Below are 23,229 nucleotides of genomic sequence, written 5' to 3' on the forward strand. Positions count from 1 at the left end.
TCTTTTTCTGCTTCTTGTAAAACCGACGCAGAGCCTAAGTCACTGCCACGATTTCCTTTTGAGATGTGAGAAGTGGGATGTGAGAAGTGAGAGAATAATAATAAACTCTTACTAACTTTATATAATATCCAACCTCTAAATCTTATTTTCAAGGGCATAGAATTGAAATATATCTTTTTATATACCTATGAGCTATCTGGGCTAGAAATATTAAATAAATTATTAAGTAAATTTTAAATTCAAGCCTCAATTTTACAAGAATTTAACTAACCACGCACTTTATGATACAATACTTTTGTATAATTGTCAAATTAAATTTTTGAAAAGATAAGTTGTGTTAGTAAATATTGAAAATTCTTTCAAAATATTAAAGGGCTATAGTGAAAATTATATCAGATATGATACTAATTATGCAATAATTTTTGATAGGCTCAGAATTAATCAAATTTAAAATTCCAAATATAATTGTAGTCAATTTGCATCTGTAGTTGATCAACAGCTAAAGCATTTCTTAAGGACATGTCAGCTATGTTTTTTGAGGTGAGATAAGATAAATCCATTTGTATTTAAAAGTAAAGTAAAAGCATGCATAGTAAGTTATCATTTAAGTAAAGGGCTGGAGGAGATTTTTAATTATCTTAAAATAGACATCATAAAAACTCTTCCTGTTCAAAGTATCGATGAACCTGTAAGTGATCATCCAGATATGGCTTTGCACCCTATAGATTATAATAATTTTGTAGTGTACAATAAACATTGGGAATACTACAATGCTAAATTGGAAAAATATGGGGTAAATGCGATAGCCTCTTATAATAATCTTGACAGATATTATCCAAGGGATGTGGCTTTTAATATTAGTAGAACAAATCAATATTACTTTCATAAAAAAGATTGTACAGATTTAGAAATTAATTCACAACTTAAAGATAAATCCAAATTTATACAGGTCAAACAGGGTTATAGTAAGTGCTCAACACTTATTTTAAAGAAAAATACTGTAGTTACTTCGGATATTGGGCTTTTTAATTGTTATAAACAAAATGGAATTAAGGTCTATTATATCCCTTCTGGTGGTATTTTGCTTCCTGGATATGATACTGGTTTTATTGGAGGCTGTGGTGGAATGGTTTCTAAGAATGAAATAGTTTTTTATGGTAATTTAGACAAATATGAATATAAAGAAGAGCTTGTTAAGATATTGAATGAAGAGAAGATACAATATTATTATCCTTTGGATATTGAATTCATTGATAGAGGATCTATAATAGGAGTAGTGGGAGGATTTTATGATTAAACCGAGTATATTACCTGGCATGATGGAACTTTTGCCTGAGGATCAAATAGTTTTTAACGAGATTAAGGATATTATTGAAAAAACCTTTAAAAAGTTTGGCTTTTTGCCTTTGGATACACCTGTAATGGAAAAGCAGGAAATACTTTTTGCTAAGGGTGGTGGCGAAACTTCAAAACAAGTCTATGCTTTTGAAAAGGGCTCTGCAAAGATTGGATTAAGATATGATTTAACGGTTCCTTTGGCTAGATATGTAGCGCAGTATTTTAGTGATTTGAATTTTCCTTTTAGGCGATACCATATTGATAAGGTCTATAGAGGAGAAAGAAACCAAAGAGGACGATACAGAGAATTTTATCAATGTGATATTGATATAGTCGGAAATACTTCACTGTCCTTATACAATGACGCAGAGATTCCAGCGGTGATGAATGAAGTCTTCAAGAGCTTGGGATTCAATAATTTTAAATTCTTATTCAATAATAGAAAATTGTTAAATGGCTTTTTCCAATCTCTTGGCCTAGAAGATTTTGAATTTACTTTAAGGACCATTGATAAATTAGATAAAATAGGAATTGAAAATGTTAAAAAGGAATTTGTAGAGAGAAATGTGGACAAGGGAACTATAGATAAACTTTTAGCGTTTATATCAACTAAAGGAACAAATAGTGAAATATTAAGTTATTTAAAAAACTTAGACATCTCAAATGAATTGTTTGAAGAAGGGCTAAGTGAACTAAGTTTTGTTTATGATAATATGAAGGCTTTGGGGATACATGACGAAAATATTCAAATTTCACTTAATATTACAAGGGGTCTAGATTATTACACCGGGTCAGTGTATGAAACCATATTAACGGGGTATGAATCTATTGGATCGATTTGTTCTGGCGGAAGATATGAGAATTTAGCTGGAAATTACACAAAGCAAAAACTTCCAGGTGTTGGGATGAGTATAGGTTTAACTAGGCTATTCTATCAGTTAAAAGAGGCAAATTTATTGGAAGATAAAAGCCCTCATATTACTGAATGTTTAATAATTCCTATGAAAGGGTATGAAGATAAAGGAATTGAACTATTGACTCATTTGAGAGAAAATGATAAAATGGTACAAATCTATTTAGAGGGTGGAAAGTTAAAAAAACAATTTAATTATGCGGATAAGTTAAATGTTCCTTATACCATAATTATTGGTGAAGAAGAAGCAAGTACTGGCACCTACTCTATTAGAGATATGAAAACAGGGGAACAAAAGACTGTTTCCTACGATGAATTAATTAAATATTTATAAACTATGAAGGATCCAAGTAGTATATTTAAACTTCAAGAGATTGACAATAGTAGCTGAAAGTTGTCATAAGTAAATGAATATATGAATACTAATCCAGAGTGAATAATCAATTAAGAATAAATTAGGGTGGAACCACGGCTTTTCGTCCCTACGCAAGTAGGGAAGGAGAGGCTTTTTTATTTGGAACAAATATCGATATTATCGATGTTTAAAACAGTGTATCATTTATAAAACTAGGAGGAGACTATGATAAAAATTACTTTACCTGATGATTCTGTAAGAGAATATGAATCGGGAGTATTACTAGGAGATATCGCGAAGGACATATCTGAAGGACTGTTTAGAGCGGTACTTGGTGGCGTTGTAAATGAAAGAATAATGGGTTTACAAGAACCTGTTAGAGAAGACAGTTCTGTAAGGTTTGTGAAATTTGAAGATGAAGAGGGAAAGAAAATTTTCTGGCATACTTCTGCTCATATAATGGCTCTTGCAGTTCAAAGAATCTATAAAGATGTTAAATTTGGAATTGGTCCTGCAATTTCGAATGGATTCTATTATGATTTTGATTTGGAACATAGATTTACCGAAGAAGACCTTCCTAAGATTGAAGAAGAGATGAAAAAAATCATAAAAGAAGGTCATAAGATGGAAAGATATGAAATGCCAAGGGACGAAGCTTTAAAATACTTTAAAGAAAAGAACGAGGTATACAAAGTTGACTTAATTGAAAATTTAGGACCTGATGAAATAATATCATTCTATAAATTAGGTGAATTTACTGACCTGTGTAAGGGACCTCACCTTTACGATATAAAGAAAATCAAAGCTGTGAAACTTCTCTCTGTTGCTGGTGCTTACTGGAGAGGCGATGAGCACAATGATATGCTTCAAAGGATATACGCTATAAGTTTTGAAAAACAAAAACAATTAACAGAGTATTTAGAATTTTTAGAAGAAGCAAAGAAAAGAGACCATAGAAAATTAGGTAAAGAATTAGATTTATTTAGTTTTCAAGAAGAAGGTCCAGGTTTTCCTTTCTTCCATCCAAATGGAATGGTAGTGAAAAACCAATTGATGAATTTCTGGAAGGAAATCCACGTTAAAGAGGGGTATGGAGAAATTTCTACTCCAATTATTTTAAGTGAATCTTTGTGGCATCAGTCAGGTCATTGGGACCATTATAAAGAAAATATGTATTTTACTAAGATTGATGATCAGGACTATGCTGTAAAACCTATGAATTGCCCAGGATCTATTTTAGTATACAAATCAGGAATGCATAGCTATAGGGATTTTCCTTTGAAATTGGCAGAGATGGGACTTGTTCATAGACATGAGCTATCTGGTGCACTACACGGCTTATTTAGAGTGAGATCATTTACTCAAGATGATGCTCATATATATATGCTTAAGGAACAAATTAAAGAAGAAGTCTCAAAAGTTATCGATTTATGTGACTATATTTATTCAGTCTTTGGCTTTAAATACAATGTAGAGCTTTCTACAAGACCAGAAAACTCCATGGGATCCGATGAAGATTGGGAAATTGCAATAGATAGTTTAAAAGAGGCCCTTGATTCAAAGGATTTTGAATATTCAATAAATGAAGGAGACGGTGCATTTTACGGCCCTAAAATAGATTTTCATCTAGAAGATGCCATTGGAAGAACTTGGCAGTGTGGAACAATTCAGCTAGATTTCCAAATGCCTGAAAGGTTTGAGTTAACTTATATAGATAGTGACGGTGAGAAAAAGAGACCTGTAATGGTTCACAGAGCAATACTAGGTTCAATAGAGAGATTCCTAGGTATTTTAATTGAACACTATGCGGGAAAATTCCCTACATGGTTAGCTCCGGTTCAAGTAAAAATTCTACCAATTTCTGATAAGTTTAATGACTATGCAAATGAACTTAATGAAAAATATAAGGACTTGGGAATTAGAAGTGAAGTTGATGATAGATCTGAAAAAATAGGGTTTAAGATAAGGGAAGCTCAACTTGCAAAAATTCCATATAGCTTAATAGTAGGAGAAAAAGAGATTGAAGAAAACTCTGTTTCAGTTAGAAAAAGAGATGAGGGAGACAAAGGCTCTATAAATTCTGATATATTTGCAGATATAGTATTGGAAGAAATTGAAACAAAAAAATAAGATCAAAATATATTTTAAAGGCCAGAGGTATTTTATCTCTGGTCTTTTTATGAAGTTTTGAGATATTAGGTAATAGTTTAATAAGAAAAAAACTTAAAATATAAGCTGAGTTCGAAAATTAGGGGATTTTACTGGCATTTGATATAATATTCTTATTAAGAAGGTGTGTTATGGTAGATGTTAATGAAGCAATAGAAATTTTAAAAGACAATATAGATAGAAGTCATAATGTTATGGAAATTCCATTTGATCTTTCTTATGGTTATATACTTGGAGAGGATATTATCTCTAAAATTAACGTACCAGAATTTCCTAAATCTGCTATGGATGGATATGCATTTAAACATGATGACTTAGAAGAAAACAAAGAGTTTAATGTAATAGGTGAGCTTGCAGCAGGGGACTATAAAAGAATCGAATATAAAAAGGATTCTTCTATTAGAGTAATGACAGGGGCCTATGTTCCACAAGATTATGACTGCGTAGTAAAACAAGAGGATGTGGAAGTTCTAGGAAAAAAGATAATAGTAAAAAAACCCGTTGAAAAATATATGAATTATTGTAAGATTGGTGAAGATGTAAAAGAAGGACAAATTTTACTTAAAAGTGGTCAATTTATTAATTCAAACCATATTGGGATCTTTGCAAGTTTGGGTTTTGAACATGTTAAAGTTATAAAACCTTTGAAAGTTGCTATTATTTCTACTGGGTCAGAGCTTTTAAGTCCAGGAGAAAAGCTGGAGCTTGGGAAAATATACTGTAGTTCTCTATTTACGATAAAAACGATTTTAGAAAAATATAAAATAGACGTTGTACATCATAGCATTATATCGGATGATATAAAACTAGTGTGTGATGAAATAAAAAAAGTATCTTTAACAGCCGATGTCATTATTACTACAGGAGGGGTTTCTGTAGGAAAATATGATCATATTCCAAAAGTATATAAAGAATTAGATGCAAAGCTATTGTTTAGAAAAGTAGCTATGAAACCAGGAACTCCAGTTTCCGCAGCAAAGTTCAACGACTCTCTTATTCTCAGTCTGTCTGGTAATCCATTTGCTGCAACGGTAAATTTTCAAGTCTTATTTTGGCCTATTGCTGAAAAATTCTACAATAGTAAGTTCTTTGATCAGGATATTTTTACTAGAAATGTTATTGAAAGTCGACTAAAGACCAGCAAATTAAAGCGATTTGTTAGAGCAAAAGCAGATGGCCATAATGTAAAGCTTGAGAAATTACATAGTTCATCTGTAATTTCGAACCTTTCAGATTGTAATTGTCTTGTAATTCAAGAACCTGGTAAAACTATAGAGGAAGGAGATAAAGTAAATATAATTTACTTGTTCTAAATGGAGATAACAGTTGGAATCCTCGCTGGAGGAAGAAGTAAAAGGATGGGCGTCGATAAGACAAATTTAATTTATAATGGAAGTACCTTTTTAGATAACTTATTATACAAATTCAAAGACTACGACATTATAGTTTCTAGTAATAAAACAGATCTAGATTTGCCCAATGTTGAAATAGTAAGGGACAATTATTCTGATATAGGTCCAATATCTGGAATATTAGAAATATTGAAGGCATCCAAAAATGAATATGTATTTATTGTTGGAATAGATATGCAGTTAATTGATGCAGATATATTGGAATTTCTAAAAACATATATTTCTGCTGAAAACAAGTTGATATGTTTGGATGACCATGGGAAAACGAACCCTTTAGGAGCTATTTATTCACGATCATTAGTAAAAAAAATCCAAGATAATATAGAGTTGGAAGATTTCAGACTAATGGATCTGTTATCTAAGGATTATACTAAGATAGTTCCAATAAGTTTTACTAGATTCTCACCGGATATAATGTCTAATATCAATTATCCTTCCCAATACAAAGCTCTTACAAATGGAAATATAATTTCCATATGTGGAGCAAAAAACTCTGGTAAAACTACTTTTATCTCAAAAGTGATTAGACAATTGAACAAAGAAGGATACTTGATAAAATATATAAAACACGATGGCCATGATTTTACGTTAGAGAATTTGACGGATTCAAATATTATATACAATTCAGGAGCTTTTTCCTCAGTGGTTTATTCAAGCAGTAAGTATGAACTTATTGAACGACAAAAAAAGGATATTGACTTTTTTTTACAAGATGCAAAAAAGTATGACTTTGTGATCATAGAAGGACTTAAAAATTCATCGTTTCCTAAATTTGAGGTTATTAGAAATCACAATACCAATCAACTAATTTCCCAGGAGCCAATTTTAGGAATTATAACCGATTTCACAAATCGATTTAACGAAAAAAAGCACTTTGATTTAAATAATATTTTAGAATTTACAAATTACATTAAGGAAAATTATTTGATGGAAAAGAGGAGTTAGATGGAGAACTTTTTTAAGAGGTTATTAAGTTTGAATCCTCAATTGCTTTTCGAGCTTTTAAAGATACTAGAAGCCCAGAAAGTTGTATTTATGGAGATAGAAAATATGAAGATTTCAAATAAATTTCCTAAGGAATTGTGTGATTATATTGAAATCTCAAATAAAATACTAAACTCAATAGAAACCGAAAATTTACAGATGACATTAAAATTTTACAATAAGAATAAAGTTGTGAAAGAAAAAGTAAATTTAAATTTTGACTTTACTTACACTAAGCCACAAGGCTATAGGCTTTACAGAGGAGAAATTAAGGAAATTCATTCCTATAAGGATTTATATATTGAGCTCTGTAAATACTTCTATCAAAAAAATCAAAAGATTTTCAAAAGCTTTATAGACAAAACGGACTTTAATGGTAGGACTAGACCATATTTTAGTAAAAAAAGTGAGAAATTAATAAACCCTGAATATATTGGGGATCAAATTTTTATTGAAACTAGTTTTTCCGCGAATAAAATAAGAGACATGCTTATAAAGATTTTTAAGACCTATAATGTAAATTATAGTATACTAGAGATTTTCATCAAACAGGACAGGAAGGATAAATACGGTTACTATGAAAATAAATAAATTTACTTTTTTGCACAGTGGAGACTTTCATCTAGGCTCGAATTTTTATTCTTCAGATTTGCCAATTGAACTTGTGGAAAGCAGAAGAGAAAACATTTGGACTTCAATTGAAAGTCTTTTTGCCATTGCAAAAGATGAAGAAATTGATTGTATTTTTTTATGTGGGGATATTTATAATGAAGATTTTATAACTCTTTCTCAACTTGAAAGACTAAATTCTCTATTTAAAACAGTTCCAAGCACTAAGATATTTATCATATTTGGGAATCATGACCCTTATAATGATAATTCGAAGTTTAAATATATAAAACTTCCATCCAATGTTTTTGTTTTTAAAGAGGATAATTTAACTTGTTTTAGTTTTGATAATGTAAATATTTATGGAATCTCTTATAAAGATAGGATTTTATATAGGGAGAGTTATTTTGATAATTTGAATTTAAATCAAAGTAGCATAAATATCTTGATGCTTCATACAGATATTCTCATTCAAAACTCTAATTATATGGGTTTAACCTTATATGATTTAAAAAAATTGGGATTTGACTATATAGCTTTAGGGCATATCCATAAACCTCAAAATATTTCTAATAATATAATCTATCCAGGTTCTATTGAACCTCTTTCTTTTTCAGAAACTGGAACTCATGGTATAGTATATGGAGAATTTGAGGGTAGGAAATTAAGGACTAAGTTTATACCTATTTCTGAGTCTATTTTTACAAATGTTGAGTTTAAAATTGAGAATAATTTTGATTTTTATAAGCTTTTGAATTTTTTACGAGAAGAAGCAATAGTAGAGAATAAGGAAAATTATCTTCGACTATATTTAACAGGAAGATTGGATTCAGGATTTGAAATAGATACAAGTAGTCTTGAAAAGGCTTTAAGAAAATACGTAACCTATGTACAGGTCTTTGATGAAACTGAAGATAATTATGATATTGAAAAAATTTTGGAATTAAATAAGGAAGATCAAATAGGGATTTTTATTGAAAAAGTGAGAAAACTAAAAGTGGATAAAGAAATTAAAGATAAAGTTTTAGATTATGGTTTAACAGCTTTACTCAGGGAGGATTCATGAAATTACTAAGGCTTGAAATAAGTAATTTTGGAAAATTCAATAATAAAATCCTGGAATTAGAAGAAAATCTTGTGTTAATACAGGGAGTTAATGAGTCAGGAAAGTCAACGATTGTAAAATTTATTGAAGGTGTTTTTTACGGTTTTGTAAAACCCTATTTAAAAAACACCCGATATACCGATGACCTAGATAAGTATAGACCATGGAATGGCATGGGCTATGAAGGTTCAATTGTACTACAACACAATGAAAAGATATATAGAGTCTATAGAAACTTCGAAGATGGCAATTATGTAATTTACAATGAATTGACAGGAAAAGATATCACTTCGGAATTAGAAAACTATCAGCCTTCCAATAAAAGTTTTCCTGGGGAGTATTTCTTTAAAGTCAGTAGCGATGTTTTTAATAATACCAAGATAATTGGACAAAACAATGTTGGTATAGATGATAAATCCACTATCTACCTTACGGATACTCTTTTGAAAAATAGAAATAAAACTAATATGTCTAATTCGAGTTTTAAAAGCATAGAATATTTAAAGGGGTTAAAAAGAAATATAGGTACAAAGTCTAATACCAATAAACCACTTGGTTCGACATATGAGAAGTATCAGGATATATCTGAAAAAACTGAAGAAATCATTAAATTAAAATCACAATACGATAAATCTATCGCTAAGATTAGAGAATATGAAAATGAAATAGAATCTAAAAATCATCTATTGGATCTTAAAAATAGACAGCTTAAATTTGAAGAAAAAGAGAAAATTACTGGTATCTCTGAAGAAAAAAATAGGCTACTCGCTAAAATAAATGACTTAAAAAAACGAGAGGCAAAACTTCAGGCTGAGAAGGATAGATTTGAAAGTGTATTTGTACAAGTTAATAAGATCAATGAAGAAAAAAAGTATATAAAAATCGCCTTTGATGAGCTTTCCATCATCAAAAGAGAGAAATACAAAGAAAATAATAGAATTTCTACGAAAATTGATGAAGTAGACCAGGAGATAAAAGAGGAAAGATCTAACAAAGTTAAATATTTTACTACAATTGCTAGTATGATTTTAGGTGTAGCAGTATTTATGTCTTTAATAGTAAGATTTACGGGATTAGAAGTGTTCCCAGCCATTTTATTGGTATTATTATTTAGCTTACTTTTATTCTTTTTGATTAAAAAACCGCAAGCAATAAATTCATCTAAACTTAGGGAAAGCCTAGTTATAGATAAAAAGAATATTGATGAGGATATCTTAAATATTGATAAGGAAATAGAGTATTTGCTCAATGATGAAGAAATTAAGGAAAAAGAATTTAAGGAATTGGAAAAAAATTTAAATTTAAAATATGGAATGAGCTTTAAAGATATTGACTCAAAAGTTTCTGAACTTGAAAATATAGAAAGAACATTGTCTGAACTTAATGATAGATTAGATTTTATTGTAAAATCCTACTCTAAGTTTAGCGTAGATGACTTAGAACATGTTGATTTTTCTAAGGAGTTTTATCTTGTTGAAAATTTAGATATAGATGACTTGTTGAAGCAAAAAGAAGATATTAATATCAAATTGTCTAAGTTGAAAGGGGAAATTACCTTCTGGGACAAAGAAGTAAAAAATTTACCTAATCTATTAGAAAAAAAAGATTTTTTAAAGAAGCAGATTGATAAATTAGAAAAAGACATTCAAATTTTGGACCTAACTGTTGATTTGATAGATGAATCCTTTGAGGAGTCAAAAATCAACTTTTTACCAGGGTTAAATAAGCAGATTAATCATATGTTAGAGCCGATATTTAATTCATCACGAGAGTTCTATATAGATGAAAATTTAAATATTTCATTTAAGAAAGATAATGAATCTAATTTAAAGTCTATTTTAAGCTTGAGTAAAGGTTCTAAAGATATAATCTATCTCGTTCTTAAAATAGCCATAAGTAATCAGCTCTTTGGAAAGTCTGATTTTATAATTTTAGATGATGCATTAAACTATTTAGATGATAGCCGATTGAAGGAATTTTTGTTTAATTTAAATAAGATTAAACAAAATCAGTTAATTATTTTAACGTGTCAAGAAAGGGAATCTCGAATATTAAAGGAAGTTCTAGAGATTCCAATCATAGAATTATAGGTGGAAAAATGATTTATAGTATTTCTGACTTACATTTAGATTATACAAAAGCCAAGACCATGGAACTCTTTGGAAACAATTGGGATAATTATGAGGAAAGGATTTTTTCTAATTGGTCTGATATTGTTAAAGAAGATGATTTAGTCTTAGTTTCAGGTGATATTTCATGGGCTATGAATCTTAAAGAAGCGTATTATGACTTAATAAGAATAGATAAACTGCCTGGCAAAAAGATTTTGTTAAAGGGGAACCATGATTATTGGTGGGATTCGTTAAATAAAAACAATTCTTTAGATTTAAAGAGCATTTTTTTCCTACAAAACAATCACTTCAATTTCCAAGGTGTCTATATTGTTGGCACTAGAGGGTGGGAAAATCTAGCTGAAGATTCTGAAGGATATAAAATTTTTAGACGTGAATTATTAAGACTAAAACTTTCTTTGGATTCCGTTCCAAAGGATAAACAACGAATTTGTATGTTACATTACCCTCCCTTTAATAAAGAAAAGGAACCTAATGATTTCCATTATGTTTTAAAAGAGTATGGAATCAAAAAATGTATTTACGGTCACTTGCATGGACCGGGATTAGTCAATGTGGTTGAAGGATTTGTGGATGGGGTAGAATATTACTGCACTTCCAGTGATTATTTGAATTTTAAACCGATTCAAATAATGGATGAATTCGACTTCAAATAAATTTCTAGGAGGAAATTATGAAAGTAATTTTTACAAAAAATTATGATGAAATGAGTAAAAAATCAGCACAAATGGTAGTAGACCAAATAAAGAGCAAGGCGGATTCTATTTTGGGATTAGCTACAGGATCTACTCCTGTAGGCCTATATAAAAATTTAATAGATGCACATGTAAATGGTCTTGATTTTTCTCAAGTAAGAACCTTTAATTTAGATGAATATATCGGTTTGTCTCCTGATAATCCACAATCCTATAATTATTTTATGTTTGACAATCTATTTAATCACATAAATGTTAAGAGGGAGAATATAAGAATCCCACTTGGTAATACAAATCCTGAACAAGAGATAGTTCAGTATGAAAAAGAGGTTAAGGCAGCTGGGGGAGTTGACATTCAAATTTTAGGAATTGGTCCAGATGGACATATTGCCTTTAATGAACCGGATGAAGAATTAAATGTTCCAACTTCTATTGTTGAGCTAGAGGATAGTACTATTAAAGCCAATGCAAGATTTTTTGAAAGTGAAGATGATGTTCCAACTAGTGCCATTTCAATGGGAATGGAAACTATCTTTTCAGCTAAAAAAATCATTTTGCTAATAAGTGGATCAAATAAAGATGAATCTACGGATTATCTAATTAATAGTAATAAAATTTCTACAAAAGTTCCAGTTAGTCTTTTGCACTTACATCATGATGTAACTGTGTTTATTGATGAAAGCAGTATTAAAGTTAGATAATGGAAAAAGAATTAGAAATTAAAATTTTAAATATTGATTTTAAAGAGCTTGAAAGTTTACTTATTGCTAAAGGAGCTGAGAAAATTGCTCATGAGGATCAGCAAAATATAATAGTGTCAAGTGATAAGTTACATTTTGAGAATAAGGGAGACTATTTACGAATAAGAATAGTTAAGGATTTACTATCAAATAATTTGTATAAGTATCTTACTTTAAAGCGACTTAAAGATAATTCTGAGTTCAGAGAATCTGAAGAGTATACTATAAGATTTGATGATTTAGAAAATTTAAAGGTAATTTTGAAAAATTTAGGATATGGTAATTTTGAATCAAACTTTAAGGAAAGATATAGTTATAAGTATAAAAATCTAAGAGTGGATTTTGATTATTGGGATAAATCTTCTTTTCCCTTTGACTATGTTGAAGTAGAAGCTTTAACTAGAAGTGATTTGGATTTGTTTTTAAAGGAATTTAAGATTTCAAAGGAAAATACCACTTCAAAGTCCATTAAAGAATTAAAGGAAGAGTATTTTAAGGGGATATGAAAATATCTCCTTTTTTTGTTATAATCTAAATAGTTGGAATTTCAACAAAGTTTTATGTACATAATTAGGTTAGATTTATGTAAGAGATGTTTCAATTATTTAATTATGTGCTAATCATTAAATTTTACATTTAGATTGGAGAAAAGATTGTATAAACTACTGGCTTTAGATTTAGATGGCACCACTCTAAACAGTAATCACATGGTTGACAAGATTACTACATATTGGATTAAAAAATTAATTAATAATGATATTAAGGTCACGATTATTTCTGGAAGGGAGCCTAGATCGGTGATTAAAGTGGCAAATGATCTTGAAATTGCTGGTTATTTGGGAGCTATGAATGGTGGGATAGTCCTTAAAGAACCTAATAAGGAAATAGTATTTAACAAAACCCTTCTTGAAAATGATGTGTTATATACTTTAGACAAGTGTAATGTCTTGGACTATGTTCCAATTGTGCTTATAGGTGATGATGCCTTTGTAGATAATAGAAATAATCCCTTTGCAAAGCTAATGGATAGATTTGCTGATAAAGCAGCAATTGAAGTAGGTGATTTAAGAGAGTATTTGACCACCAATAGATTATTAGAATCCGTTAATAAAATTATTGTATCCGACGAATATGATAGGCTAGTGAAGTTTCAACGAGAATTTAATTCCTCTGACGATACTAGGGTATTTTTTTCTCTTCCCTTTTTCTTAGAAATAAATCCAAAGGAAATTTCTAAGGGAATAGCATTAAAATTCATCTCTGAAAGTTATGGTATAGACCCAAGTGAAATATTGGCTGTGGGAGACGGTGAAAATGATATTGCAATGTTGGAATTTTCAGGTAAATCCATAGCAATGCAAAATGCAATGGAAGGATTAAGAAAGGTTGCTGATGAATTTACAACTTCCAACGATGACTATGGAGTGGCTAGAGTAATAAAAAAATACTTTTTTAGTTGACAAGTCCTTTTTAAAATGATATCTTATTTGGAGGAAAAAAATCAACAGGAGGTATACTTATGCTTAAGGGAAGAGATTTAATAGAAATAAGTGATTTTTCAAAAGAAGATATAAAAGAAATAATGCAATTAGCTCAAGACATCATTAAGAGTCCTGAGAGTTTTTCCAGTTCTTGTTCTGGTAAGATTCTAGGGACTCTTTTTTTTGAACCATCAACGAGGACAAGGTTAAGTTTTGAATCTGCCATTCATAGATTAGGTGGTGATTGTATAGGTTTCTCAGAAAGTGCATCATCATCTACTGCAAAAGGGGAAAGTCTGGCAGACACTGTAAAGACTATAAGCAATTATGTTGATATAATTGCTATGAGACATCCAAAGGAGGGTTCTGCTACTCTATCTAAGGATTTTACAACTGTACCACTAATAAACGCCGGAGATGGAGGACATCAACACCCAACTCAAACTCTAACGGATTTATTAACAATAAATCAAACTAAAGGAACTTTTGAGAATCTGACCATTGGATTATGTGGGGACTTGAAATTTGGTCGTACGGTTCATTCTCTAGTTAAAGCTATGAGTGTATATGATAATAATAAATTTGTTTTTATTTCACCTAGAGAGTTAAAAATTCCTGAATATATAAAAATAATGCTTAAGAAGAGTAATGTAGAATTTATTGAAACTGAAAGACTAAGCACTGTCATAGATAAGTTAGATATTCTTTATATGACAAGGGTACAAAGAGAAAGATTTTTCAATGAAGAAGATTATATTAGACTTAAGGATTCATATATTTTAACTATGGATAAATTAAAAAACGCAAAAAAAGACCTATCAATCTTACATCCACTGCCAAGGGTTAATGAAATAGCAGTTGAAGTGGATCAGGATCCTAGAGCCGTTTATTTTAAACAAGTAAGATACGGTGTAATAGTCAGAATGGCACTAATTTTAAAACTTTTGGGGGTTAGATAATGTTAACAATAAATAGTATCAACAAAGGAATTGTAATAGATCATATTAAAGCTGGACATGGACATTATATATATGAGATGTTGGATTTGGATAAGGCAGACTATTCGGTAGCATTGATAATGAATGCTAGCTCAAATAAGATGGGAAGGAAAGATATAATAAAAATCGAAAATGTTATCGATCTTGACCTAAGAAAACTTGCTTTTATAGATGAAACCATTACTGTTAATATAATTGAGGATCAAAAAATAATTAAAAAAATTAATGTTGAATTGCCAGATGTAGTTGAAGACATTATTCAATGTAAAAATCCAAGGTGTATTTCTACAAGCGAGAGAAATATAGTTCATAAATTTGAATTGATAGATAAAGAAGAAAAACTTTATAAATGTGCATATTGTGACCAGATATTTGACATGGAGGAATAAATGATAATTGATAAGTTGTATAATTCTGTAAGAGAAAAGGGATTTGTATGTGTAGGATTGGATACTTCTATGGATTATATTCCAAGAAACATATTAGATAAGTCATCTAATAAAACAGAAGCTGTTTTTGAGTTCAATAGACAAATTATTGATGCTACTTATGACATTACTGGAGTTTATAAGATTCAGATTGCTTATTATGAGGCAATGGGAATTGAAGGCTTGGAAGCATATAAGAAGACTGTAAATTATTTAAGAAAGAAAGATTGTTTATCCATTGGCGATGTAAAGAGAGGAGATATTGCAAATACCGCAAAGGAATATGCAAAAGCTCATTTTGAAGGGGATTTTGAAGTAGATTTTATTACCCTAAATCCTTATATGGGATATGATAGTATAACTCCGTATATGGATTATATTAAATCCGGAGAAAAGGGTGCATTTGTACTTTTAAGGACTTCTAATCCGGGAGCGAAGGATATTGAGTACTTAGATTATAATAATGAGCCGCTGTATTATGAAATTGGGGATAATATTTATAAAATTGCCCAAGAAGTTATTGGCGAATGTGGTTATAGTTCTTTAGGATTTGTTGTTGGAGGAACTTATAGCGAGGAAGCTTCCGAAATCAGAGAAAGATATCAAAAATCATTTTTCTTAATACCAGGATATGGTGCTCAAGGTGGAAAAGCAGAGGATATTAGATTATATCTTAATGACTTCAATGGTGGTGTCGTAAATTCATCTCGTGGAATAATCACTGCCTACAAAAAATTTGACGATGGGGAACAGAAATTTCAAGAATATACTAGAAATGCAGTTTTAAAAATGAGAAAGGATATTTATGGAGAAAAATAATTACAAAGACAGTAAAATAATTCTCAACAAAAAGATTCAAGATGATATCTACTTAATAGAATTGGAAGGGGATTTTACTGGGAATCCGGGACAATTTTATATGTTAAGGGCATGGAATGACAGTCCACTACTTCCAAGGCCTTTAAGTATCTATGATCTAGAAGAAGGTAAGATATCATTTTTATACAAAGTTGTAGGAAGAGGGACAACTATTTTATCAGAGTTAAAAGAAGGTGCTTTTATAAAATTATTAGGACCTTTAGGTAATTCTTTTCCGCTAGAAGATGTTAATAATTGTGCTATTGTTGCAGGTGGAATAGGAATTGCTCCTTTTATGTACCTAGTAAAAAAATTAAATGCCAAGATTGACTTATATGCAGGTTTTTATGACAAAAGTTATTTAATGGAGGAATTTTCTAAATATACAAATTCAGTCAATATAACGACAGTCACAGGAGATGAAGGTCATAAAGGACTAGTTACGGATATTATTGAGGATAAATATGATCATATCTTTGCCTGTGGACCGAATCCAATGATGCAGTCTCTTCAAAAAAGAGAATTGTCTGGTAAGTCCTATTACTCATTAGAGTCCCATATGGCATGTGGTATTGGTGCTTGTTATGGTTGTGCCATTGAAACTACCAAGGGAATCAAAAGAGTTTGTCATGAAGGGCCGATTTTCAATGGGGAAGAGGTGATATTTGATGTTGGAAACTAACATATGCGATATAGTATTTAAAAATCCTGTAATCGCTGCATCTGGAACTTTTGGATTTGGAAGGGAATATGAGCCATATGTAGATTTTAATAAGATAGGTGGGATTGCAACTTCAGGAGTAACTTATAAAGCTAAACCTGGAAACAGAGGTATTAGAATTCATGAAACTCCATCTGGAATTATGAATAGTATCGGTCTTCAAAATCCTTCGACCGAAGAATTTATTAAAAATGACTTAGAATTTTTAAGACAATTTGACACAAAGGTGTTGGTAAATGTTGGTGGGTCAACTATAGATGATTACATTAAGTCCATAGAATTACTTAATGAGACAGATATCAAAATTATAGAATTAAACATATCTTGTCCGAATGTCAAAGAGGGTGGAATGGCATTTGGTATAAAATGTGAGATTGCTGAAGAAGTAGTCAAAAAAGTTCGTGCCCACACAGATAAAGTACTTATTGTAAAGTTATCACCTAATGCAGAAAATATTAAGGATATGGCTGTAAAATGTGTAGAAGCTGGTGCAGATGGGTTGTCACTGGTAAATACTTTTAATGCCATTGCAGTTGATATCTATAACAAGAAACCTGTATTTAATAATATTACAGCCGGATTATCAGGTCCTGCTATTAAACCCATAGCTTTAAGAATGGTTCGAGATGTTGCATCGGTAGTTAATGTTCCTATAATTGGTATTGGTGGAATTATGGATTGGAAAGATGCTATCGAATTTATAATGGTTGGAGCTACTGCGGTTCAGGTAGGTACTGCAAATTTTGTAAATCCTAATTCAATGGTTGAAATTGCTGAAGGAATGGCTAATTATATGAAAGATCAAGGAATTAAAAGTCTTGATGAAATAAGGGGAATTATATAGGAGGAAAACATGGAAGATAGAATTTTAGAATTACTTAAAGAAAGCGATGCTTTATTAACAGGACATTTTTTACTCTCATCAGGAAAGCATAGTGATAAATATGTTCAATGTGCAAAATTAATACAATATCCAGAAAAAACTGAAGAAGTTTGTAAAGTAATAAAGAAAAAAATTGAAGAAGATGATTTAAAGGTAGATTTAGTAGTTGGGCCTGCAATGGGCGGTATAGTTATAGCCTATGAACTAGGAAGAGCATTGGGAGTTCCTGCGATATTTACTGAAAGGGAAAATGATGTAATGACTTTAAGAAGAGGCTTTATAATTCCCGAAAATGCCAATGTGTTAGTAGTAGAAGATGTTGTTACAACAGGTAAGAGTTCATTTGAAACCATAGAAGTTATTGAGAAAAATAACGCAAATTGTGTAGGAATTGCTTGTTTAGTGGACAGAACTTCTGGTAAAGACATTGGAATAAAGCTATATCCTGCAATAAAATTAGAGATAAATACCTATGAAAAAGAAGATTGCCCGCTATGTAAAGAAAATAAAGAGTTGGTAAAACCAGGAAGTAGAAAGAAATTTTAAGTGGGAAAATGAGATTTATACTCATCAAAATTCTATTTTAATATTAAATAAAGGTTGGTAAGACGAGATGTTTTACCAACCTTTATAATTTTATTAGTGCCATAGACAATGGCCCCTGAAAGGATTATTATTTATTTTGTTCTTTTTTAATTTTTGCTTGGGCAGCAGTCAATCTTGCAATTGGAACTCTATATGGTGAGCAGGATACATAATCTAGACCTAATCCATAGCAAAATTCGATAGACTTTGGATCGCCACCATGTTCACCGCATATACCTAAATGTAGGTTAGGATTTGTTTCTTTTCCACCTTTAGCGGCAATTTCTAACAATTTACCTACTCCTTTTGTATCCAATTCTTCGAATGGACTTCTAGGGTAAATTTTATTGTTTTCGTAGTCAGTTAAAAACTTACCAGCATCATCCCTTGAAAAACCAAAAGTCATTTGAGTCATATCATTAGTACCAAAACTAAAGAAGTCTGCTTCTTTCGCAATTTCATCGGCTAATAAAGCTGCTCTAGGAACTTCTATCATTGTTCCGATCTTATATTCTACTTTACTATTTAACTCTTCAAAAACTAAATTGATTTCTTCAACTATTTGAGATTTTACAAATTTTAATTCTTGTAGATCTCCTATAAGAGGAATCATAATTTCTGGTGTTATTTCTGAGCCTTCAGATTTTAATCTTAAAGCAGCGGTAACAATTGCTCTTGCTTGCATACGATAGATTTCAGGATAGGTTACAGCTAATCTACAGCCTCTATGTCCAAGCATTGGGTTTACTTCTTTTAAGTCGTTTACTGTATCATTTACTTCATCAAAAGTTAAATTCATCTTATCAGCCAAAGCTTCTATATCTTGTTTTTTAGATGGTAAAAACTCATGAAGTGGAGGATCCAATAGCCTTATAGTAACAGACATATCCTTCATAGCTTTATATATTTCGTAGAAATCTTGTTCTTGCATTGGCCTTAATTCTTCAAGAGCCTTTTGTCTTTGTTCTAATGTTTTAGATAGAATCATCTCTCTTACAATAGGTATTCTCTTTTCATCGAAGAACATGTGCTCTGTACGAGTTAGACCAATTCCTTCAGCACCAAAAGCTAAAGCCTGTTTAGCATCTCTTGGGGTGTCAGCATTTGTTCTGATTTTCATATCTCGAATTTCATCAGCCCAAGACATAAACTTTTCAAAATTTCCAGAAAGTGTTGGTTGAACTTTTTTAATGTCGCCTAAATAAATAGAACCATCGTTACCATTAAGGGAAATATAATCTCCTTCATGCAAAGTGTAATTAGGTGTTCTCATAATTTTTTGAATTTCATCTACTACAACATCGGAAGCTCCTGCTACGCAACATTTTCCCATGCCTCTAGCAACAACAGCGGCATGAGAAGTCATTCCTCCTCGTGCGGTTAGAATACCTTCAGCAGTTACCATTCCTTCTATATCCTCAGGAGAAGTTTCTTGTCTAACTAAAACGACTCTTTCTCCATTTTTAGCAGCCTCTACAGCATCTTGAGCATGAAAGTATATTTTTCCGCTTGCTGCACCAGGGGAAGCTGCTAATCCCTTTGTAATAAGTTCTGCATTTTCCAGTTGTTTATCATCGAAAGTATGATGTAACAATTGATTTAAACTAAGGGGATCTACTCTTAATAAGGCTTCTTCCTTAGTTATTAAGCCCTCTTCTTCTAATTCAACAGCTATATTTAAAGCGGCTTGAGTAGTTCTTTTTCCGTTTCTAGTTTGAAGTATATAAAGTTTACCGTTTTCAATGGTAAATTCAAGGTCTTGCATATCCTTATAGTGTTTTTCAAGCCTTTCAGCAGTGTTGAGAAACTCTTCATAAACTTCTGGCATAGCTTCATGTAAAGTTGCAATTTCTTGAGGAGTTCTAATTCCTGCAACGACATCCTCGCCTTGAGCATCCATTAAATATTCTCCAAATAGTTTATTTTCTCCTGTTGCAGGATTTCTAGAGAATGCTACACCGGTTCCAGAATTCTTACCCATATTACCAAATACCATGGATTGAACATTAACTGCTGTACCTAGAGAATCATCTATATTGTTCAATTTTCTATAAATTTTTGCGCGTGGGTTGTTCCAAGATCTGAAAACTGCTTCTATTGAGTGCTTCAACTGAATTAGAGGATCTTGAGGGAAGTCTTTTCCAGTTTCTTCTTTGAAGATTTCCTTAAATTGTTTTACTAAATCCTTTAAATCCTCAGCCGTTAAATCCGTGTCTAATTTAGCATTTTTCTTTTCTTTCATATCTTCTAATGCTGAGTCGAAATGAACTTTAGGAATTTCCATAGCAACATCAGAAAACATTTGAATAAATCGTCTATAAGAATCATATGCAAATCTTTCATTTCCAGTTGAACGGGCTAACCCAATAACAGATTCATCGTTAATACCTAAATTTAATATTGTATCCATCATACCAGGCATTGAAAAGACAGCACCGCTTCTAACTGAGAAAAGTAAGGGATTTTCAGTATCAGAGAACTTTTTTTGTAATTTTTCTTCTGTACTTTTAATATGACTACTAACTTCTTCTAATAATTCATCCCAAAGGGTTTCATTTTCATCATAATATCTATTACATGCTTCCGTGGTGATCGTAAATCCTGGAGGTACGGAAAGACCAAGATTGGTCATCTCTGCAAGGTTTGCACCTTTTCCTCCGAGAAGATTTCTCATATCCTTATTACCTTCTAAAAAATCATATACATATTTTTTTGTCATTTAATCCTCCTACAACCTATCGTTAATTTTTCTTAAATGTCTAATTATTATTTCTGCAGTCTCTTCAATTGCACGTTCTGAAACGTCAATTATCGGGCAACCTACTCTTTTCATAATAGAATGAGCATGTTCTAATTCTAATAATATCCTATCTAGATTAGAATAGGAAGAGTTTGCCGGTAAACCAAGAGACTGAAGCCTCGATTTTCTTATGGAATTTAATTTCTCCGGCGAATTAGTTAGCCCTATAATCTTTTTATTTGAAACTTGAAATATTTCCTTAGGAACAGGTGTCTCTGGAACTAAGGGAATATTTGCTACACGAAAATTCTTGTTTGCAAGATACATGGATAGGGGAGTTTTAGATGTTCTAGACACCCCTAATATAGTAACATCCGCAGACAGAACTCCTCTAGGATCTTTACCATCATCGTATCGAACAGCGAAATCAATGGCATCAACCCTTTTAAAATACTGGGCATCTAAATTTCTTAAAGCCCCCGGTTTAGTAATTGGCGCTAGATTGGTAACCCTTTCTATTGCCACAATAGCCGGAGTAAGTACATCGACAGCATTGATATTTTTTAATTCGCTGCTTTTTTTCAGATGCTCTATCAGATGTTCATCAACTAAGGAATAAAATATTATAGAATCGCTGTTAGCTTGGATTTTATTAAATATATTATTTAATCTTTCCATATCTCTAACATTTGAAAATCTTTCGATTTCTTTATCTTCCAAGTTGAACTGTGCAAATGCAGCACTTATTATCTGCTCGCAAGTTTCTCCTGTAGAATCCGATATTACAATAAATTTAAGCATTTTCCTCCCTCGCAACATTTTTCTAATATCATTATACATTACTTTTAAATTAATTTTAAGGGAAGTGATATCGATTTACTTTATAATTCCAAAGTTAAATAATAAATCAACCAATAAAGCCCTTATGCTGAGACTTTTTCAGCACAAGAGCTTCTACATTCATTGTTTAAAAAAAAGTATTAAAGTAAATTAATTCCGTTCTTTACACATTCATCAACCATGGATTTAGGCCAGATACTAGACTGTACTTCTCCAATATGTGCTTTTTGTAATAAAAACATACAAATTCGAGATTGCCCAATTCCTCCTCCAATGCATTGAGGGTATTTACCGTCGATTAGGTTTTTATGAAAGTCTAGATTTAATCTATCTAAATTATTAGATTGTTCCAACTGTTTAACTAAGGTTTCAGAGTCGACTCTAATACCCATGGAGGATAGTTCTAAAGCATTATCTAGTATAGGGTTCCATACTATTATATCTCCATTAAGGGACCAGTCATCGTAATCTGGAGAGCGAACACCATGGGGTTTACCATTTCTTAAATTAGATCCAATCTTTGAAACAAAAATTGCTTTTTTCTCTTTACAAAAAGCTTTTTCCCTTTCTTCGGGCTGTAAATTTGGAAACCTCAACTCTAATTCATCTGTTGTAATAAAGGTTATTTTATCAGGCAATATTTTTTTGTAACCATGAAACTCATTAGACAACATATCTTCAGTATCTAACAATACTTTATAAATTTCTCTGACTATGGAATACAAATAATTTTCGTTCCTATCCTTTTCATCTATTACTTTTTCCCAATCCCACTGGTCTACGTAATATGAATGGGTATTGTCACATATTTCATTAGCTCTGATGGCGTTCATATCAGTATAAATCCCTTCTTCTACTGGTATTTTATAACAATATAATGCATTTCTTTTCCACTTTGCCAATGAATGGATTATTTCTAACTCAACATCTTTTTCATCCTGATTTACCACAAAACTTACTGGAAGTTCCTTTCCAGTTAAGTTATCATTAAAGCCAGAAGTTTTTTCTACAAAAAGAGGAGCTGAAACTCTAGTTAATTTCAATTTTTTTGATAAGTTGATTTGAAAGAAATCTTTTATCATCTTGATGGCCTTCTGTGTCTTAAGTAAATCTAAACTGGATTTATAGCCATCTGGTATAATTAAGTTCTTCATTGATATTACACTCCTAATAAAATAAAGCACTAAAAAATTGATATGCACCCTTAAACACGGACACTAATATTTGATTTTTACTAAGCGGA

Annotated in this window: 21 protein-coding genes; 18 read left to right on the plus strand and 3 right to left on the minus strand. The window is 31.1% G+C overall.

Going from position 1 to position 23,229, the window contains the following annotated elements; translation table 11 throughout:
- Positions 1 to 589: 589 nt before the first annotated feature.
- The 18 genes from Q1K37_RS07555 to pyrE all read left to right on the plus strand — a co-directional run bounded on the left by Q1K37_RS07555 (position 590) and on the right by pyrE (position 18,367).
- Positions 590 to 1,297 (plus strand): DUF6873 family GME fold protein, encoded by a 708-nt coding sequence (locus tag Q1K37_RS07555; RefSeq protein WP_366524108.1) that lies wholly within the window; start codon positions 590 to 592, stop codon positions 1,295 to 1,297.
- Positions 1,290 to 2,585, plus strand: coding sequence for a histidine--tRNA ligase (gene hisS, locus Q1K37_RS07560; RefSeq protein WP_300410997.1), 1,296 nt, complete (start codon positions 1,290 to 1,292; stop codon positions 2,583 to 2,585). The genes Q1K37_RS07555 and hisS overlap by 8 nt, the downstream gene beginning before the upstream one ends.
- Positions 2,586 to 2,831: 246 nt before the next feature.
- Complete coding sequence (thrS, locus tag Q1K37_RS07565; RefSeq protein WP_300410999.1) at positions 2,832 to 4,736, plus strand: threonine--tRNA ligase; 1,905 nt, start codon at positions 2,832 to 2,834, stop codon at positions 4,734 to 4,736.
- 170 nt (positions 4,737 to 4,906) lie between these two features.
- Positions 4,907 to 6,088, plus strand: a complete 1,182-nt coding sequence (locus Q1K37_RS07570; RefSeq protein ID WP_300411001.1) for a molybdopterin molybdotransferase MoeA — start codon at positions 4,907 to 4,909, stop codon at positions 6,086 to 6,088.
- Positions 6,089 to 7,132: a molybdopterin-guanine dinucleotide biosynthesis protein B gene (gene mobB / locus Q1K37_RS07575; protein WP_300411003.1), complete on the plus strand. Its 1,044-nt coding sequence runs from the start codon at positions 6,089 to 6,091 to the stop codon at positions 7,130 to 7,132.
- Positions 7,133 to 7,762 carry a hypothetical protein gene (locus Q1K37_RS07580; RefSeq protein ID WP_300411005.1) on the plus strand — a complete coding sequence of 210 codons (630 nt, stop codon included), beginning with the start codon at positions 7,133 to 7,135 and terminating at the stop codon, positions 7,760 to 7,762.
- Positions 7,749 to 8,846: a DNA repair exonuclease gene (locus Q1K37_RS07585; protein ID WP_300411007.1), complete on the plus strand. Its 1,098-nt coding sequence runs from the start codon at positions 7,749 to 7,751 to the stop codon at positions 8,844 to 8,846. The genes Q1K37_RS07580 and Q1K37_RS07585 overlap by 14 nt, the downstream gene beginning before the upstream one ends.
- Positions 8,843 to 10,975 carry an AAA family ATPase gene (locus Q1K37_RS07590; protein ID WP_300411009.1) on the plus strand — a complete coding sequence of 711 codons (2,133 nt, stop codon included), beginning with the start codon at positions 8,843 to 8,845 and terminating at the stop codon, positions 10,973 to 10,975. The genes Q1K37_RS07585 and Q1K37_RS07590 overlap by 4 nt, the downstream gene beginning before the upstream one ends.
- Positions 10,976 to 10,983: 8 nt before the next feature.
- Positions 10,984 to 11,673, plus strand: coding sequence for a metallophosphoesterase (locus tag Q1K37_RS07595; protein WP_300411011.1), 690 nt, complete (start codon positions 10,984 to 10,986; stop codon positions 11,671 to 11,673).
- Positions 11,674 to 11,690: 17 nt separating this feature from the next.
- Positions 11,691 to 12,413: a glucosamine-6-phosphate deaminase gene (gene nagB / locus Q1K37_RS07600; RefSeq protein WP_300411013.1), complete on the plus strand. Its 723-nt coding sequence runs from the start codon at positions 11,691 to 11,693 to the stop codon at positions 12,411 to 12,413.
- The gene (locus Q1K37_RS07605; RefSeq protein ID WP_300411014.1) at positions 12,413 to 12,958 is read left to right on the plus strand and encodes a class IV adenylate cyclase; all 546 of its coding nucleotides are present in this window, start codon (positions 12,413 to 12,415) and stop codon (positions 12,956 to 12,958) included. The genes nagB and Q1K37_RS07605 overlap by 1 nt, the downstream gene beginning before the upstream one ends.
- 147 nt (positions 12,959 to 13,105) lie before the next feature.
- Complete coding sequence (locus Q1K37_RS07610; RefSeq protein ID WP_300411015.1) at positions 13,106 to 13,912, plus strand: Cof-type HAD-IIB family hydrolase; 807 nt, start codon at positions 13,106 to 13,108, stop codon at positions 13,910 to 13,912.
- Positions 13,913 to 13,971: 59 nt separating this feature from the next.
- Positions 13,972 to 14,892, plus strand: coding sequence for an aspartate carbamoyltransferase (gene pyrB, locus Q1K37_RS07615; RefSeq protein ID WP_300411017.1), 921 nt, complete (start codon positions 13,972 to 13,974; stop codon positions 14,890 to 14,892).
- Positions 14,892 to 15,320 (plus strand): aspartate carbamoyltransferase regulatory subunit, encoded by a 429-nt coding sequence (locus Q1K37_RS07620; protein WP_300411019.1) that lies wholly within the window; start codon positions 14,892 to 14,894, stop codon positions 15,318 to 15,320. The genes pyrB and Q1K37_RS07620 overlap by 1 nt, the downstream gene beginning before the upstream one ends.
- A complete protein-coding gene (gene pyrF / locus Q1K37_RS07625) occupies positions 15,321 to 16,178 on the plus strand; it encodes an orotidine-5'-phosphate decarboxylase (RefSeq protein ID WP_300411021.1) in 858 nt (285 codons plus the stop codon).
- Positions 16,165 to 16,899: a dihydroorotate dehydrogenase electron transfer subunit gene (locus Q1K37_RS07630; protein WP_300411023.1), complete on the plus strand. Its 735-nt coding sequence runs from the start codon at positions 16,165 to 16,167 to the stop codon at positions 16,897 to 16,899. Before pyrF ends, Q1K37_RS07630 begins: the two co-directional genes overlap by 14 nt.
- Complete coding sequence (locus Q1K37_RS07635) at positions 16,886 to 17,782, plus strand: dihydroorotate dehydrogenase (protein ID WP_300411025.1); 897 nt, start codon at positions 16,886 to 16,888, stop codon at positions 17,780 to 17,782. The genes Q1K37_RS07630 and Q1K37_RS07635 overlap by 14 nt, the downstream gene beginning before the upstream one ends.
- Positions 17,783 to 17,791: 9 nt before the next feature.
- On the plus strand, positions 17,792 to 18,367 hold the full coding sequence (gene pyrE / locus Q1K37_RS07640) for an orotate phosphoribosyltransferase (protein ID WP_300411026.1): 576 nt from the start codon (positions 17,792 to 17,794) through the stop codon (positions 18,365 to 18,367).
- Between the two features lie 127 nt (positions 18,368 to 18,494).
- Here pyrE and ppdK read toward each other — a convergent pair whose 3' ends face one another.
- From ppdK to asnA, 3 genes are all read right to left on the minus strand, one after another.
- Entirely contained in the window at positions 18,495 to 21,125 is a 2,631-nt protein-coding gene (gene ppdK, locus Q1K37_RS07645) for a pyruvate, phosphate dikinase (RefSeq protein WP_300411028.1), read from the minus strand.
- Positions 21,126 to 21,134: 9 nt separating this feature from the next.
- Positions 21,135 to 21,947 carry a pyruvate, water dikinase regulatory protein gene (locus tag Q1K37_RS07650; protein WP_300411030.1) on the minus strand — a complete coding sequence of 271 codons (813 nt, stop codon included), beginning with the start codon at positions 21,945 to 21,947 and terminating at the stop codon, positions 21,135 to 21,137.
- A 179-nt stretch (positions 21,948 to 22,126) separates the two neighbouring features.
- Positions 22,127 to 23,140: an aspartate--ammonia ligase gene (gene asnA, locus Q1K37_RS07655; RefSeq protein ID WP_300411032.1), complete on the minus strand. Its 1,014-nt coding sequence runs from the start codon at positions 23,138 to 23,140 to the stop codon at positions 22,127 to 22,129.
- Between the last annotated feature and the right edge of the window lie 89 nt (positions 23,141 to 23,229).

The organism is Lagierella sp., assembly GCF_029983815.1.
Classification (GTDB): domain Bacteria; phylum Bacillota; class Clostridia; order Tissierellales; family Peptoniphilaceae; genus Mediannikoviicoccus.

Bases quoted from the DNA above. Each gene is read 5' to 3' on its own strand.
- hisS (WP_300410997.1), top strand. From the start codon at position 1,290: ATGATTAAACCGAGTATATTACCTGGCATGATGGAACTTTTGCCTGAG.
- thrS (WP_300410999.1), top strand. From the start codon at position 2,832: ATGATAAAAATTACTTTACCTGATGATTCTGTAAGAGAATATGAATCG.
- Q1K37_RS07570 (WP_300411001.1), top strand. From the start codon at position 4,907: ATGGTAGATGTTAATGAAGCAATAGAAATTTTAAAAGACAATATAGAT.
- mobB (WP_300411003.1), top strand. From the start codon at position 6,089: ATGGAGATAACAGTTGGAATCCTCGCTGGAGGAAGAAGTAAAAGGATG.
- Q1K37_RS07580 (WP_300411005.1), top strand. From the start codon at position 7,133: ATGGAGAACTTTTTTAAGAGGTTATTAAGTTTGAATCCTCAATTGCTT.
- Q1K37_RS07585 (WP_300411007.1), top strand. From the start codon at position 7,749: ATGAAAATAAATAAATTTACTTTTTTGCACAGTGGAGACTTTCATCTA.
- Q1K37_RS07590 (WP_300411009.1), top strand. From the start codon at position 8,843: ATGAAATTACTAAGGCTTGAAATAAGTAATTTTGGAAAATTCAATAAT.
- Q1K37_RS07595 (WP_300411011.1), top strand. From the start codon at position 10,984: ATGATTTATAGTATTTCTGACTTACATTTAGATTATACAAAAGCCAAG.
- nagB (WP_300411013.1), top strand. From the start codon at position 11,691: ATGAAAGTAATTTTTACAAAAAATTATGATGAAATGAGTAAAAAATCA.
- Q1K37_RS07605 (WP_300411014.1), top strand. From the start codon at position 12,413: ATGGAAAAAGAATTAGAAATTAAAATTTTAAATATTGATTTTAAAGAG.
- pyrB (WP_300411017.1), top strand. From the start codon at position 13,972: ATGCTTAAGGGAAGAGATTTAATAGAAATAAGTGATTTTTCAAAAGAA.
- Q1K37_RS07620 (WP_300411019.1), top strand. From the start codon at position 14,892: ATGTTAACAATAAATAGTATCAACAAAGGAATTGTAATAGATCATATT.
- pyrF (WP_300411021.1), top strand. From the start codon at position 15,321: ATGATAATTGATAAGTTGTATAATTCTGTAAGAGAAAAGGGATTTGTA.
- Q1K37_RS07630 (WP_300411023.1), top strand. From the start codon at position 16,165: ATGGAGAAAAATAATTACAAAGACAGTAAAATAATTCTCAACAAAAAG.
- Q1K37_RS07635 (WP_300411025.1), top strand. From the start codon at position 16,886: ATGTTGGAAACTAACATATGCGATATAGTATTTAAAAATCCTGTAATC.
- pyrE (WP_300411026.1), top strand. From the start codon at position 17,792: ATGGAAGATAGAATTTTAGAATTACTTAAAGAAAGCGATGCTTTATTA.
- ppdK (WP_300411028.1), bottom strand. From the start codon at position 21,125: ATGACAAAAAAATATGTATATGATTTTTTAGAAGGTAATAAGGATATG.
- Q1K37_RS07650 (WP_300411030.1), bottom strand. From the start codon at position 21,947: ATGCTTAAATTTATTGTAATATCGGATTCTACAGGAGAAACTTGCGAG.
- asnA (WP_300411032.1), bottom strand. From the start codon at position 23,140: ATGAAGAACTTAATTATACCAGATGGCTATAAATCCAGTTTAGATTTA.